Consider the following 13885-nt stretch of genomic DNA (forward strand, 5'->3'; position numbering starts at 1 on the left):
TGCCCACCAGGAGCCTGCGAGGCGGAAAGCCGAAGACGCATCGCGGAAGTTGCAAACGGGGTTCGCCCTCTTATGATAGGCGAGGACTGAGGGGACCGCCGGTCCTGAACAAAATGGATCATCCGCCGGCGCAGTATTCCAAGACACGGGACCATGTATGGCAAACCTGACGGTTTCCGGACACTTTGTAAGGGCCGCCCTGTGCGGTGCCGAGCTACAACAGCTGGACACCTCGGCCATGCTGCGTCGCGCCGCGATTTCACCGGAACTACTTCGCGCCTCCGGCGCCAGGGTGAGCAGCGCCCAGTTCAGCCGGCTCATGCAGGTCATCTGGCAGGATATGGCGGACGAATTCATGGGCATGGGACCGAGACGCTGCAGGCCCGGGACCTTTGCTACCATGTGCGCCTTGCTGAATGAATGCTCGACGCTCGAAAGCGTCCTGATACGTGCGCACCAGTTCTCCAACCTGTTCGACCATCCAGTCTGCATGCGTCACGAGCCCAGGGGTAAGGACCGGAAACAGGTCGCACTGGTACTGGAAGTCGACGGCGAGATTCATGACCCGAAGCACTTCTTCCGGGAGAGCATCCTGGTCATCTGGCACCGCCTGTGCAGTTGGCTGATCGGCCAGGCGATTGCCCTGGACGAGGCTCGCTTCGCCTATCCCTATCCGCCCCACGGTGACGAGTACCGCCATATCTTCCATTGCCCGCTGACGTTCGAGGCCGAGCGTACCGAGCTGATCTTCGATGCCCGCTTCCTGTCGGCGCCGGTCATACGCGACCGGCCGGAGATGAAGCAGTTCCTCAAGACGTCCCCCGCCGACCTGTTAGCCCGTCCGGACGAGGGCCACAGCTATACCGGCAGGATCCGCGGGCTGATCGGTCGCGACTTTTCCCGCCCTGTGCCGGATTTCGAGTGGATCGCATCGGAGCTCCACGTCAGCCCGCAAACCCTGCGACGTCGCCTGAAGCAGGAAAACACGTCGTTCCAGGAAATCAAGGACCTGCTACGCCGGGACTTGGCGATCTATCACTTGGGGAAAAAGGAACGGGCGATAAACGATATCGCCCATCTGGTGGGATTTACCGAGCCGTCTACATTCCATCGCGCCTTCAAGAAGTGGACCGGCATGACGCCCGGTGCCTGGCGCGAGAGCGAGGCGCCCAGGATTCAGGACGGCGACTGAAGTCGGCGGATCAAGTCGCCCAGGGTGCGGGCCAGCTCTTCGGTGGTGGATTCCTGGCCACCCAGCTTGATCCAGCGCGAGCCATCCCGAGGGTCATATATAAAGCAGGTGCGCTCACCAGGCAGGCAGTCCCAGTCGAGCAGCGGATTTACGCCGTAAACCGGTAACCCGTTGGAAACGACTTGAGAGCGTCCGTCGGCCACCTTGCGGGTTTCCTGCAGCTGCAACTGCCCCGCCGCCGTGCTCACCCGATACAGGACATCAGGCTCCCCTTCAGCCCGCACGATCTTTTCGGTACCGGCTCGCCAGGCATTCTGGGATAGCAGGCTATTGGCATGACGCTCCAGGGCTTCCAGGGGCGTGCTGGCCAAATAGAGCTGCTGCAGCTCCTGGATCGAATCGCCACTGGCCGGCTCTATGGTCGCCACCGGTTCGCCCTTCGCCTTTGCGGCCTGGGTGACGGCACCCTGCTTCTTGCGCATCTGCTCGATGGCGGTGATCAGTTCAAGGGAATCGGTATAGTGCTCACCCTCGCTCCCGGCCTGGGTGGCGTAGGTTTCCAGCGCAGCCATGGCCTCGTTGAGGTGACCGGCTTCGTACATGACCCGGCCACGATAGTAGGCGTAGTCGTCCGGTTTCTGCGTTTGCAGTGTCTGCAGGCGGTTCAGGTACTCACCCGCTTCGCCCCAGTTCTGGCTCTCCACTGCCTTTTCCACCGCAAGCATCAGCCGGCGCGTTTCATGTTCCGGCGGCAAGCCATACGCCAATTGGGTGAACAGCACTCCACCGACTACAACACCCATCCATCTGGTTTTCATTCCTTTATTCTCCGCAGGGAACGTCACTGGTCATGGCCGACAAGTCCTGGGCCGGTTCAAGTAACTTCTGATTATGCCACTCGTCAAAGTGTCTGCCATTCCCTTCACGGATTCAACCTGACAGGTCGACGCGTCCTGCGCGGACTTGCCGACGTCTCAGTCGACGATGATGGTATCGTCGCTTTGATCGTCATCACCGCCGTCGCCACAGGCGACGAACCTATACCTGAACGAACATGGACTGACAGTGCACGGAAGAATTAAGCGCGAAGGGCAGGCGATGGATGGCAAGCTCATGGATGGTCGAAGCTCCGGATTCGCGACACGTCGTGATTGTTGCGAACATTCTAGGCCAGCGAGAACCCCGTTCTCTGTGACCTGAATTCCATTCACCGCGATAGAGCCTGACAAATTTCAGTCGACGGCGTCCCCCGGTTTACTTCTAACTGCCTGCATCGTTACCTGCATCGCCTTTGTCCTTGGCCAGGCTTTGATCCACAGGCAAGTCTTCGTCCGTCGCCAGACTTTCGTCCGCAGCTAGACCTTCCTCCGCGGCAATACTCTCAACCTCGGCCTGGTCGCGCACGCTCTTGGGCAGCTCCTTCTTGACGCGCACACCCAGTTCCACGAAACGGTTGGCCTGGGAAATCAGGTTGCCCTTGCCGCGGGTCAGCGTATTCATGGCTGAATCGTAAGTGCCATGAACCGTCTGTAGCTGGCTGCCGAGACGCTCCATGGACTCCACGAAGACCCGGAGTTTGTCGTAGACCGCCCCGGCACGGTCGGCAATCCGCCGCGCATTCTGACTCTGGCGCTCATAACGCCAGATATTCTCGATGGTTCGCAGGGTGGCCAATAGCGTTGTCGGTGTGACAACGATAATCTTGCGATCGAACGCCTCACCAAACAGATTCTCGTCCTGCTGGAAGGCCGCCACGAACGCCGGTTCGATAGGCATGAACAGCAGCACGAAATCCGGCGACCGGAGGCCGTGCAACTGACTGTAGTCTTTCTCGCTCAAGGTGCGGATATGCTGGCGTACAGCGTCCACGTGGGCCTTGAGCGCTTCCTGGCGCTCAATGTCGTCCTCGGCGGTCACCCATTGCTGATACGCGAGCAAGGAGACTTTCGAGTCGACGATCAGGTTGCGCTCGTCCGGCAGGTGCACCACCACATCCGGCCGGAACAGCTGACCATCGCCGTCACGATAGCTGCCCTGGGTATCATACTCGACGCCCTTGCGCAGACCTGATTTTTCCAGCACCCGCTCGAGGATCAGTTCGCCCCAGTTACCCTGAATCTTCTTGTCACCCTTGAGCGCCTTGGTCAGGTTGGCCGCCTCTTCGGTAATCTGGCGGTTGAGCTTCTGCAGGGATTCGATTTCGCTACGCAGCGCCTGGCGGTCCCGGGTTTCGGTGGTATAGACGTCCTCCACCCGCTTGCGGAAATCGGTGAGCTGCTCTCGAAAGGGGTTGAGCAGGGTATCCAGACTGGTGCGGGTCTGCTGGGAAAAACGCTCGTTCTTCTGCTCGAAGATGCGATTCGCCAGGTTCTCGAACTCCTGCTTCAGGGCATCCCGGTTGCGCTCCAACAGTTCCAGCTTCTCGCGGGTGGCGCGACGCTCCTCCTCCCGGATGACCTCGTATTCCCGGATCGACACCCTGGCCTCGGATAGCGAGCGCTGGGCTGATTCGTACTGGCCACGCAGGTTTTCCAGATCCTCTTCCAGGGCTTTCTCGTGACGCTGTGCGGCGTTGCGCTCGGCCTCCAGCGAAGCGACGCGGTTCTCCAGTTCGCCGGTCCTGCGCCGCCAATCTTCCCTCGCAGTCTCGGTTGCTTCGAGTTGTTGACGAAGCTGATTTCCCACCAGTCGAGACTGTTCGCGCTGCTGCTCGAGCAACGCCATGGATTGCGATGCCTCCCGCCCCTGGGCTTCGGCTGCCTCGGCCCGTGCCTTCATCTCGTCCAACCGGACCTGGGCCTGCGCGACCTGTGTAGCCGTATGGCGACGATATATCAGGGCCACGACGATCGCTGTCATAATGGCAGCCACCAAGCCGACGGTCACGAATTCGGGAAGCAGTTCTCTGGGAAACGACAACGGCACGTTCAACTCCTGCTTATGCCAAAGGTACAAGTATGCCAACGGTGTAAACGGCAATTCCCGGGGATTATCCAGAAAAGCGGTGTTCGAGGCCAAGGAACAGCTTCCAGCCGGATAAGACTAAAGGCCAAATGACAGCGCTTCGCAATGCTGATAGATCTGGGAGATTGGTGAAACTGCACGCAGCCCGACTGACGCACAGGTCCCAAAAAAGGCAACTGCAAGCCGCCTGCCCGCATCCAGCCATGGAACCGGTCCGTAAAGTACGCTACAACGACAAAGAGCACCCAATGCTAACCACTGTCATATGGGCGCAAAAACGATAAATATAACAAGACGTCAGTGACCGGGAGGGTCGACGCGATTGTCCGGCGCTGATGCAGGGTCCCAATGACCTGGCAAGGATTATTCGAGACACAGCCATGTTGAGAGCACTCTGGCGAAGGACGACGGGACAAGGTGACGTCGAGCCCGCTGATAGCGGCAACCGGGAATTGAGCCTCACCGAACACCTGACGCACACGGGCCGGTATCACCTTGAGCGCCTGCAGACGTTGGTGGAACTGCGCTACGAGCAGACTTTCCCAGACCGTTCCGATGCCAGTATCCGCCAGTTGATCCACTACGCGTCACGCATCCAGGATCAGGATATCCAGCGCGAACTGCTGTTGCTTTATCTCAACTGCCCGCCTGCCGTCCAGGCCCACTTGCGCTCTGGCGACATCATCGATGCCGATCACTATATCCGAACCCAGCGATCACCCCCGGAAGAATGAGGTGCACGTCTCGCAGCCGGAGACGGGTTACCTATCGGTAAATCCTACCGCTGTCGTATTAATGTATACTCCCCTGCGTCAGATTTCGGCCCCTCCCAGGAGCCGGCCATAGACACACAAGACAAACCCGAGGTCGCTCATGCCCACGCGCGCAGGTTGCACGCTGCCCCATCTCTTCATGCTCGTCGTTACCACTTTCGCCCTCGCCGGCTGTGCCGGTTCTGCACTGGTCGAGAAGGACAATCTCGAAACCCTCGAAAAGGGCCAGTCGGAACAGACCCGCGAAATCCAGCAATTGAGCGAGGACCTGAAAGCCCATCATCGCGGCATGGTGCGTAACAGCAACGAAAACACCCGCGCGCTGATCGAAACGATCCGCCAGCAGATCTCGCCGCCCTCCTGTCCGGAACGGCCGCAACCGGTCTGCCGCGAAGTAAGCGAACCTGCATCCAAGTCCGCACCATCGCAACGACTCAACGGCATGTTGATCGTCGGCGAACTGGAACGTGTGCATTTTATGGAGCCAGGCCTGACCTATGAGGCCCGCGTCGACAGCGGTGCGGAAACCTCATCGCTCGACGCCCGCAATGTCACCTACTTCGAACGCAATGGCGAGGACTGGGTCCGCTTCGATGTACCCGTCCCCGGCGCCAAGAACGAACTGGAGACACTGGAGCGTCCCCTTTCCCGCAACGCCCGCATCATCCAGGCGTCGGCGGATGACAGCGAGCGTCGTGCCGTAGTGGAGATGCAATTCGCTATCGGCGATCACGTGCAGAAGGCGGAATTCACCCTGTCCAACCGGGAAAACCTCTCCCAGACCGTTCTGGTCGGCCGCAACATCCTGCGGGACGTGATGCTGATCGATGTCGGCAAGGAGTACGCCACCTCCCTGCCGGAGAAGCTCAAATCCAGCAAACCAGCCGCAAAGGCAGGTAAAGGAGACGGTCAGTGAAGTCCCGCTATCCTTTCTATATCGCCGTTGCGCTGCTGATTATTGCCGGTCTGGGCCTGGCCACCCTCCGACATGTCGAGCTGGGCATTCCCTGGCTTTCGGGCGACGAGCGTCCAGTATGGCTGGTGGAGGCGCGGATAGACTTCCAGGCCAGCGGCGAACCCGTGCTGGTGAGCCTCAACCTGCCGGACAACCCGCCCGGCTTCCATGTTCTTTCGGAGCAAGCGGCTTCGCCAGGCTACGGTTTTTCCATTATCGAGGAAGAAGGCGACCGTCGCGGCGAGTGGTCCATCCGAGAGGCCAGCGGCGCCCAGACCCTCTACTACAAGGCCCAGTTCGTGCCTGACCCGGATGTACGCCCGCCACAGCCCAAGAAACCGCCACAGCCGGAAACCATCTACTGGGAGGAACCCCAGGCCACAGCCGCAAATGAAGTGCTGGAACTCGCCGCCGCCAAATCCAGTACGCCAGAGAGCATGACCCGTGAACTGATCAAACTGATCCGCTCCACGGATCCGAACCAGAACACCGCCCTCCTGCTGTCGGGTAACCGCCCGGTGGATGTGCTCTCGCGCCTGCTGAACCACGCCGATATCCCCGCCCGCATCTCCGAAGGCATCATGCTCGAGGACGCCCGCCGTCGTCAGCCATTGCGGCCGTTCCTGCAAATCTATGACGGGGACAGCTGGCTAACCTTCAACCCCCAAAGCGGCGAACAGGGTCTGCCGGAGAATGTACTGCTGTGGAACCGTGACACCACGTCACTGCTGGACGTAATGGGCGGCAACCAGTCGGTGGTCAGCTTTGCCATGTTGCGTCAGACGGTGCCAGCCCTACAGCTGGCCCGTGCAGAGGCTATCGACAGCGGCCTGGGTTTCCTCAGCCTCTACCAGTTGCCGATCGAGGAGCAGAGCATGTTCCGCATGCTTCTCTTGCTACCATTGGGGGCGATGGTGGTGGCCTTCATGCGGATCGTCATCGGTATCCGCACCTCGGGCACCTTCATGCCGGTGCTGATCGCCGTCGCGTTCCTCCAGACCTCCCTCTTGCCCGGCCTGGTCACTTTTATCAGCGTCGTAACCATCGGCCTGCTGCTGCGGGGCTACCTGTCCAGCCTTAACCTGTTGTTGGTTTCGCGAATATCGACGCTGATCATACTGGTCATATTCATGAGTACGGCGATCAGCATCGTCGGCTACCAGATGGGCTTCAACACCGGCATGACAGTGACCTTCTTCCCGATGGTCATCCTTGCCTGGACCATTGAGCGCATGTCGATCCTGTGGGAAGAGGAAGGCCCCCACGAAGTGGTGGTTCAGGGTGCCGGCAGTCTGCTGGTCGCGACGCTGGCGTACCTGCTGATGGATGCGCCCCTGGCCCGGCATCTCACCTTCAACTTCCCGGAACTGCACCTGGTGATCCTCGCCATCATCCTGCTGCTGGGTCAATACACCGGCTATAAACTCAGCGAGCTGCGCCGGTTCTATCCGATGAAGGTGTACGAATGATCCGGTGGATTTCGCCCGCAGCGCTCAACCGGCGCGGCATGCTGAACATGAATCGCCGCAACGTGAGCTACATCGCGCGTTACAACGAGCGCAGCGCCTATCCGCTCGTAGACAACAAACTGAAAACCAAGCTCATCGCGGCAGAATACGATGTATCGACCCCCAAGCTGCGGCAGGTCGTCAGTCAGCAGCACGAAATCTCCCATTTCCGGGAGCGAGTCGAAGATTTGGCCGGCTTCGCTATCAAACCCGCCAAGGGCTCGGGGGGCAAGGGCATTATGGTCATTACGGGGCGGGATGACGATCGCTTCGTCAAGGCGTCCGGCGCTACGGTGTCCCTGGCCAGCCTGGAAAGGCACCTGTCGAACATCCTGGCAGGGCTGTACTCCCTCGGCGGCGCGCCGGATGTGGCCATTGTCGAGGACCTGATCCAGTGCAGCAGCACGCTGACCGACTTCTCGTTTCAGGGCGTTCCGGATATCCGTATTGTCGTGTTCCGCGGCTATCCCGTCATGGCCATGCTTCGTCTTGCGACCCGCGCTTCCGACGGTAAGGCCAACCTGCACCAGGGCGCTATCGGGGTGGGCATCGATATTGCCTCCGGCCAAAGTCTGAACGCCGTACAGTTCAACAGACCGGTAAGCCATCACCCGGATACCGGCCTGGCACTGGAGCACATCCACATCCAGGAGTGGCACACCATGCTGGTAATGGCATCCCGCTGTTATGAAGCCACCGGCCTGGGCTATATGGGTGCAGACCTGGTGCTCGACCAGAACAGCGGCCCCACCCTGCTTGAGCTGAACGCCCGCCCGGGGCTAGCCATCCAGATGGCAAATGGCAAGGGCCTGCTGCCAAGGCTGAAGTATATCGAGGGCCTCAAACGCACCCACCTGACGCCCGAAGCCCGGGTGGAATACGCCATGTCCGTTTTCAGCCATACCGGCGCGCTGTATACGCCCCCCAAGAAAACGTCGAGCTCGCGCGTACCTGCCTGAAACACAAACAGCAGCCACAAAAAAACCCGCCTCCCAGGAGGCGGGTTTTTTATTGGGCTAGCCGACTTACTTCATGCCGGCATTGATCAGTGCCCGCTCATTGTTGAGCCCTTTGAACAGGCCGTAGCACATGACCAGCAGGACGAAGGTGAACGGCAGGCCAACACTAACCGCGCCTGCCTGGAGGGCCTTCAAGGCATCGGCCCCGCCACCGAAGATCAGTGCGGCGGCGATAGCACCTTCCATAACGGCCCAGAACACCCGCTGCTGGGTCGGAGCATCAAGCTTGCCGCCGGCGGTGATGCTATCGATCACCAATGAACCGGAATCGGACGAGGTTACGAAGAAGACCAGTACCAGGACAATACCGATGAATGAAATAACGGCAGTCAGCGGAATATATTCAAACATCTGGAACATTGCGAGGGATACGTCAGTGAGACCATCGCTCGCCAGCGCACCAACGCCACCCTGAATTTGCTCCAGCGCGGAGCCACCGAAAGCACTCATCCAGACCACGGTGATCACCGTCGGAACAATCAGCACGGCCGTAATGAACTCTCGAACGGTACGCCCCTTGGATACACGTGCGATAAACATCCCTACGAACGGAGACCAGGAAATCCACCAAGCCCAATAGAACACGGTCCAGCCATGGAACCAGGTCTCATCCTCCCGGCCGAAGGGATTACTTAGCGGAATAATGTTCGCTACATAGGACGACGCAGTAGTCCACATCGCCTGAAACACGCCGACAGTATGGCCGGCAAAAATGACGAACAGCAGCAGCGCCGCCGCAAGAAACATGTTGATGTTACTCAGGACTCGCACGCCACCCTCGAGACCTCGGACAACCGAGACCAACGCCACACAGGTCACGCCAACGATGATGGCAATCTGCGTAGCTGTGCCGCCATCGATACCAAACAGGTAATTAAGGCCGGCAGCGGCCTGCTGGGCGCCCAGGCCCAATGATGTTGCCAGGCCAAAAATCGTCGCCAACACGGCAAGAATGTCAATGACGTCCCCGATCCAGCCCCAGACCCGGTCACCAAAAATCGGGAAGAAGGCGGAACGAAGCGTCAATGGCATACCCTTGTTGAACGCAAAGAATGACAGGGAAAGTGCGACGATGGCATAGATCGCCCAGGGGTGGAGCCCCCAGTGATACATGGTGGCGCCCAGCGCAAGATTGGCACCCTCTGGGGTATTCGGCTCCACGCCCAACGGAGTGCCGTACCAATCAGTGTAATAGGCCACTGGCTCAGCGACGCCCCAGAACATCAACCCGATACCCATACCCGCTGCAAACAGCATGGCGAACCAGGAGAGCGTGGAGAACTCCGGCACAGCATCCTTACCGCCAATCCTGATCTTGCCCACCGGCATGAAAATCAAGGCGAGACAGAAGATCACAAAAATGTTGCCACTGATCAGGAAGAGCCAGTCGAAATGGGCAATGGCGCCGTTCTTCGCGCCACTAAGCAACGAATTGGATACTTCCGGGAAAATCAGCGTGCCCACGACGAAAAAGATAATCAGGGCGGCAGTGATGAAGAATACCGACTTATGCAGGTCGAGCCCCAGGGGCGTGATGTTATCCTGCCCCGCTTGGTAGTCGGTGGAGTACTCGTCTTTTAGACTTTCGCTCACATCAAGTCTCCTCGAACGAATTGAGGGCCCGGGGGCGGGCCGAGATTACAACCAGTTAAGTTTATTTATTTGAGCTCGAAATATCAAAGCGCTTGTATGAATTGACGTGCTGATTCTTCTTGTGTTCCAAGCGAACAGCACGATGACCCATGATGCTCAGAGGCTCTGATAAAACCTCACTTACGCCTGTCAATGTTGAGATATTTTCTTTGAAACGTCACAACACGAAGGCTCTCACGCACCAGGATAGTGCCGTCACAGGGCCTAGGCATTTTACTTACAGCTCTAAAGGAGGGCGCAGACTAAGGAAAGCCCCCGCAAGAATCAACCATCCGTCGCAAGTAACTGCAGTCAAAGGCATGATTCTGATAAACTGAAAGGACTCTCAACGGGGTGTCTGCGTTTGTCCGCAGGCTGAGATCAGACCCGCGGAACCTGATCCGGATCATGCCGGCGCAGGGATTGAGTATCTCAAGGCCTCCCTGGCCCCGCCCCGTTGTCCCTGGCCGGTTTCCGGATACTCATCCAGCTTTAGGTGACAACTTTGGTAAACATTCTGGTTAAGACGCTGTTACCAACGACGGCGGCAAGATCCCTATCGCTCCTACTCCTTTCGTTCTTATTCATAGCGGCAGGGCGCCATGCCGTAGCCGCACCAACATTGACCATTTACACGTACCCTTCCTTTGTCTCCGAATGGGGCCCAGGGCCAGCCATCAAGACATCCTTCGAGGCGCGGTGCGACTGTACGCTCGAGTTCATCGCCCTGGACAGCAGCGTCGCGATACTCCACCGGCTCAGACTTGAAGGCGAATCGACCCGGGCTGACCTGGTTCTGGGCCTGGACGCCAACATCATGGCGGAGGCCCGCAAGACCGGCCTCCTGGCTCCCCACGGGATTGATACGTCAGCGCTTGAGTTACCGATCAATTGGCAGGACGATATCTTCGTGCCCTACGACTGGGGTTACTTCGCTTTCGTCTACGATACCGAGCAACTGACTAATCCTCCCTCTAGTCTGGAGGCACTGATCGACGCTCCGGACGACCTCAAGATCATCCTGCAGGATCCCCGCACGAGCACGCCGGGTCTGGGATTCCTGCTGTGGATGCGCCATGTCTATGGCGACCAGGCACCGGAGAAATGGCAGGCCCTGCAGGACAACATCCTGACCGTGAGCAAGGGCTGGAGCGACGCCTATTTCTCATTGTTCATGAATGGCGAAGCGCCGATGGTGCTGTCCTACAGTACATCGCCGGCCTACCACATGGCGGTGGACAATACCGATCGCTACCAGGCCGTCGCCTTCGAGGAAGGTCACTATCTGCAGGTAGAAGTCGCGGCCCTCGTCCGCACCAGCCAGCAGCCGGCATTGGCACGGCAGTTCCTCGAATTCATGCTCACGCCGGCCTTCCAGCAGGAAATCCCACTGAAGAATGTCATGTACCCGGCCATCGACCTTGGCCAACAGGTGCCGGACGTATTTGATCGTCTGATCGATCCGCCGGAAACACTCTATTTCCAGCCCGAAACCGTGGCTGACCATCGCAAACAGTGGATTGACGAGTGGCTCAACGCGACTACGCGCTGATCGCTCCTCCCCTGGCGCATCCAGCCTGGCGTCGTTGGCCCGGACGTATCATCGCGCTCGTATTGATGATCATCGTAGCCGCAGGCTTTGGCGGGTTGCTGACGGAGTGGCAATGGCAAGCCGTACCTGCGTTGTGGCAGAGCGCCTATTTGCGCCAGGTGATCTGGTTCAGCATTTATCAGGCGGCAGTATCCACGGCCCTGAGTCTGACACTTGCCATCCCGGTGGCACGCGCGCTGCACCGACAGTCGCGATTTCGTGGCCGCGGCCTGCTACTACGACTGACAGAGCTGAGTCTGGTTCTGCCCACCATCGTCGCGGTATTCGGACTGGTCGCCGTCTACGGTCGCTCCGGCTGGTTCAATGCGTTGCTCGAAACGCTGGGGTTGCCGGCTAGCTGGAATCTCTATGGCCTCCAGGGCATCCTGCTTGCGCATGTGTTCTTCAATGCGCCGCTCGCCGCCCGCATCATGCTGCAAAGCATGGAGCGTATCCCCGCCAACCAGTGGCGCCTTGCCGCCCAGTTGGGCCTTGGCAGCAGTGCTATCTGGAGAGCCCTGGAGTGGCCCGCGCTGCGCCGACTCCTGCCGGGCCTGGCGGCGTTCGTCTTCACCTTGTGCTTTACCAGCTTCGCCATCGTCATGACCCTGGGCGGTGGACCAAAATCCACGACTGTCGAAGTCGCTATCTACCAAGCCCTGCGCTACGAATTCGACTTCAGTCAGGCGGCCGTACTTGCGGTTGTCCAACTGCTGATCTGCGGTTCGCTTTGGGCGCTGGCGTCCCGCCAGGCCTCTGCCGGTAGCCTCATGCCAGGCGGTACTGTCAGCTCCGATCAATGGCCCCGTCGTGATGCAATGCCGGCTCACAGGCGGGATCGGCTTCTACTGCTGGTGTTTACCGTCTTTCTTCTGCTTCCGCTGGTAGCGGTTGCCGTCCGTGGCTTTCCCGGCCTCTATGGCGAACTCACCCATACGCGTCTCTGGACAAGCCTCGGGCGAAGCCTGATAGTCGCCGTGACCGCCGCGAGTCTGAGTATCGGTTTTGGTCTCGCTATCCTCGGCGCCAGCCAGAGCGATACCCGGTCTGGGCGGAAGTGGCAGTCGGGGTTCATCGAGGCTAGCGGTCACCTGACGCTGGTGGTTCCGGCACTGGTGCTCGGAACTGGACTGTTCGTCCTCCTGCGCCCCCAATTGGGCAACGTCAGTCAGGGTCTCGCACTGGTGACGCTGATCAACGCGCTGATGGCCCTGCCCTTCGTGATCCAGGTATTGCGGGGCCCGTTCAAAGCATTCGACCCGCGCTCACTTCGCCTGGCCGACCAGTTCAATGTGCGCGGCTGGTACCGTTTCCGACTACTCTTGCTGCCGTTACTCAAGCGTCCTTTGCTACTGGGCTTTGCCTATGCGGCCGGACTTTCACTCGGGGATTTCAGCGTCATTGCGCTGTTCGGCAGTCCCAGTTCGCCCACCCTTCCCTTACTGCTATACCAGCAACTGTCGGCCTACCAGCTCGATGATGCTGCAGGAACTGCCCTGGTAATGCTTGTCCTGCTGTTCGGGATTTTCTTTGTCCTGCACCGGCTTGGCGATGGCCGTTCCCGTTACCGCCAAGAGACGCCGGTCCCCGTGAGGAAGCAAGCCCATGCTTGATGTCAGCCAGCTACGTTTTCGCTATCCGGATGCCTCTCATTCGATTAACGCCCGGCGGGGATTCGATTTCAGCTTCCGTCTCGGACGTGGCGAGTGCCTGGGCGTCACAGGTCCCAGCGGCTGTGGCAAGAGCACGCTGCTCAGCCTCCTGGCCGGCTTTCTGACGCCGGAGTCTGGACGCGTGCAGTGGCAGGGCGAGGATCTGTTGCAGCGTCCGCCTTGGGAGCGTCCAATGACCTCGGTATTCCAGGAACACAACCTGTTCGATCACCTCACCGTGCATGACAACCTGGCACTCGGCCTGCACCCGGGTATGAAGCTATCGAAGTCAAGCAGGAAGAAGATCCCGCATATCCTGCATGAGGTCGGCCTGGAAGGTATGGAGAAGCGTTACCCCACCGAACTTTCCGGGGGCAACGGCAACGGGTGGCCGTTGCTCGCGCGCTGCTGCGACGCACGCCGCTGCTGCTGCTGGACGAACCCTTCACCGGATTGGATACCGAAACCCGTAAGGGGCTGCAGGACCTTTTACTCGACCAGAAGGCGAGCGGAGCCACGATGTTGCTGGTCAGTCATGACCCAGGCGACGTCCGGATCCTGGCGGATCGTACCCTTGAATTGACAGCCTGAACCTCTGA

10 protein-coding genes, 1 pseudogene and 1 riboswitch are annotated in these 13885 nt (G+C 59.4%); of the genes and pseudogenes, 8 read left to right on the plus strand and 3 right to left on the minus strand.

The window, feature by feature from the left end; all coding sequences use genetic code 11:
* The first annotated feature begins 157 nt into the window (after nt 1–157).
* Nucleotides 158–1192 (plus strand): AraC family transcriptional regulator, encoded by a 1035-nt coding sequence (locus RE428_RS15070; protein ID WP_004582750.1) that lies wholly within the window; start codon nt 158–160, stop codon nt 1190–1192.
* Here RE428_RS15070 and RE428_RS15075 read toward each other — a convergent pair.
* Together RE428_RS15075 and RE428_RS15080 are read right to left on the minus strand one after the other, a co-directional pair.
* Complete coding sequence (locus RE428_RS15075) at nt 1177–2010, minus strand: tetratricopeptide repeat protein (protein WP_040883690.1); 834 nt, start codon at nt 2008–2010, stop codon at nt 1177–1179. The two genes, RE428_RS15070 and RE428_RS15075, sit on opposite strands and share 16 nt — an antisense overlap.
* Nucleotides 2011–2452: 442 nt before the next feature.
* Nucleotides 2453–4117 (minus strand): DNA recombination protein RmuC, encoded by a 1665-nt coding sequence (locus RE428_RS15080; RefSeq protein WP_227500301.1) that lies wholly within the window; start codon nt 4115–4117, stop codon nt 2453–2455.
* A gap of 419 nt (nt 4118–4536) precedes the next feature.
* Between RE428_RS15080 and RE428_RS15085 the strand changes: the two genes are divergently transcribed.
* The 4 genes from RE428_RS15085 to RE428_RS15100 all read left to right on the plus strand — a co-directional run bounded on the left by RE428_RS15085 (nt 4537) and on the right by RE428_RS15100 (nt 8351).
* Complete coding sequence (locus RE428_RS15085; RefSeq protein ID WP_004582747.1) at nt 4537–4890, plus strand: hypothetical protein; 354 nt, start codon at nt 4537–4539, stop codon at nt 4888–4890.
* Nucleotides 4891–5029: 139 nt separating this feature from the next.
* A complete protein-coding gene (locus RE428_RS15090) occupies nt 5030–5845 on the plus strand; it encodes an ATP-dependent zinc protease family protein (RefSeq protein WP_004582746.1) in 816 nt (271 codons plus the stop codon).
* Nucleotides 5842–7353 (plus strand): inactive transglutaminase family protein, encoded by a 1512-nt coding sequence (locus tag RE428_RS15095; RefSeq protein ID WP_004582745.1) that lies wholly within the window; start codon nt 5842–5844, stop codon nt 7351–7353. Before RE428_RS15090 ends, RE428_RS15095 begins: the two co-directional genes overlap by 4 nt.
* A complete protein-coding gene (locus RE428_RS15100) occupies nt 7350–8351 on the plus strand; it encodes an alpha-L-glutamate ligase-like protein (RefSeq protein ID WP_004582744.1) in 1002 nt (333 codons plus the stop codon). The genes RE428_RS15095 and RE428_RS15100 overlap by 4 nt, the downstream gene beginning before the upstream one ends.
* Nucleotides 8352–8417: 66 nt before the next feature.
* Here RE428_RS15100 and RE428_RS15105 read toward each other — a convergent pair whose 3' ends face one another.
* Entirely contained in the window at nt 8418–10004 is a 1587-nt protein-coding gene (locus RE428_RS15105) for a BCCT family transporter (protein WP_004582743.1), read from the minus strand.
* A gap of 379 nt (nt 10005–10383) precedes the next feature.
* Nucleotides 10384–10483, plus strand: a riboswitch (TPP riboswitch).
* Between the two features lie 182 nt (nt 10484–10665).
* Between RE428_RS15105 and thiB the strand changes: the two genes are divergently transcribed.
* The 3 genes and pseudogenes from thiB (at nt 10666) to RE428_RS15120 (ending at nt 13877) form a co-directional block, all read left to right on the plus strand.
* Nucleotides 10666–11595 carry a thiamine ABC transporter substrate binding subunit gene (gene thiB / locus RE428_RS15110; RefSeq protein ID WP_004582742.1) on the plus strand — a complete coding sequence of 310 codons (930 nt, stop codon included), beginning with the start codon at nt 10666–10668 and terminating at the stop codon, nt 11593–11595.
* Nucleotides 11571–13247, plus strand: a complete 1677-nt coding sequence (gene thiP / locus RE428_RS15115) for a thiamine/thiamine pyrophosphate ABC transporter permease (protein WP_004582741.1) — start codon at nt 11571–11573, stop codon at nt 13245–13247. Before thiB ends, thiP begins: the two co-directional genes overlap by 25 nt.
* Nucleotides 13240–13877, plus strand: a pseudogene (locus RE428_RS15120) (ATP-binding cassette domain-containing protein). The gene thiP and the pseudogene RE428_RS15120 overlap by 8 nt, the downstream one beginning before the upstream one ends.
* Nucleotides 13878–13885: the final 8 nt, after the last annotated feature.

This window comes from Marinobacter nanhaiticus D15-8W, assembly GCF_036511935.1.
Taxonomy (GTDB): domain Bacteria; phylum Pseudomonadota; class Gammaproteobacteria; order Pseudomonadales; family Oleiphilaceae; genus Marinobacter_A; species Marinobacter_A nanhaiticus.

Coding starts and splice junctions, on each gene's coding strand:
- RE428_RS15085 (WP_004582747.1), top strand. CDS start 4,537: ATGTTGAGAGCACTCTGGCGAAGGACGACGGGACAAGGTGACGTCGAG.
- RE428_RS15075 (WP_040883690.1), bottom strand. CDS start 2,010: ATGAAAACCAGATGGATGGGTGTTGTAGTCGGTGGAGTGCTGTTCACC.
- RE428_RS15090 (WP_004582746.1), top strand. CDS start 5,030: ATGCCCACGCGCGCAGGTTGCACGCTGCCCCATCTCTTCATGCTCGTC.
- RE428_RS15100 (WP_004582744.1), top strand. CDS start 7,350: ATGATCCGGTGGATTTCGCCCGCAGCGCTCAACCGGCGCGGCATGCTG.
- RE428_RS15070 (WP_004582750.1), top strand. CDS start 158: ATGGCAAACCTGACGGTTTCCGGACACTTTGTAAGGGCCGCCCTGTGC.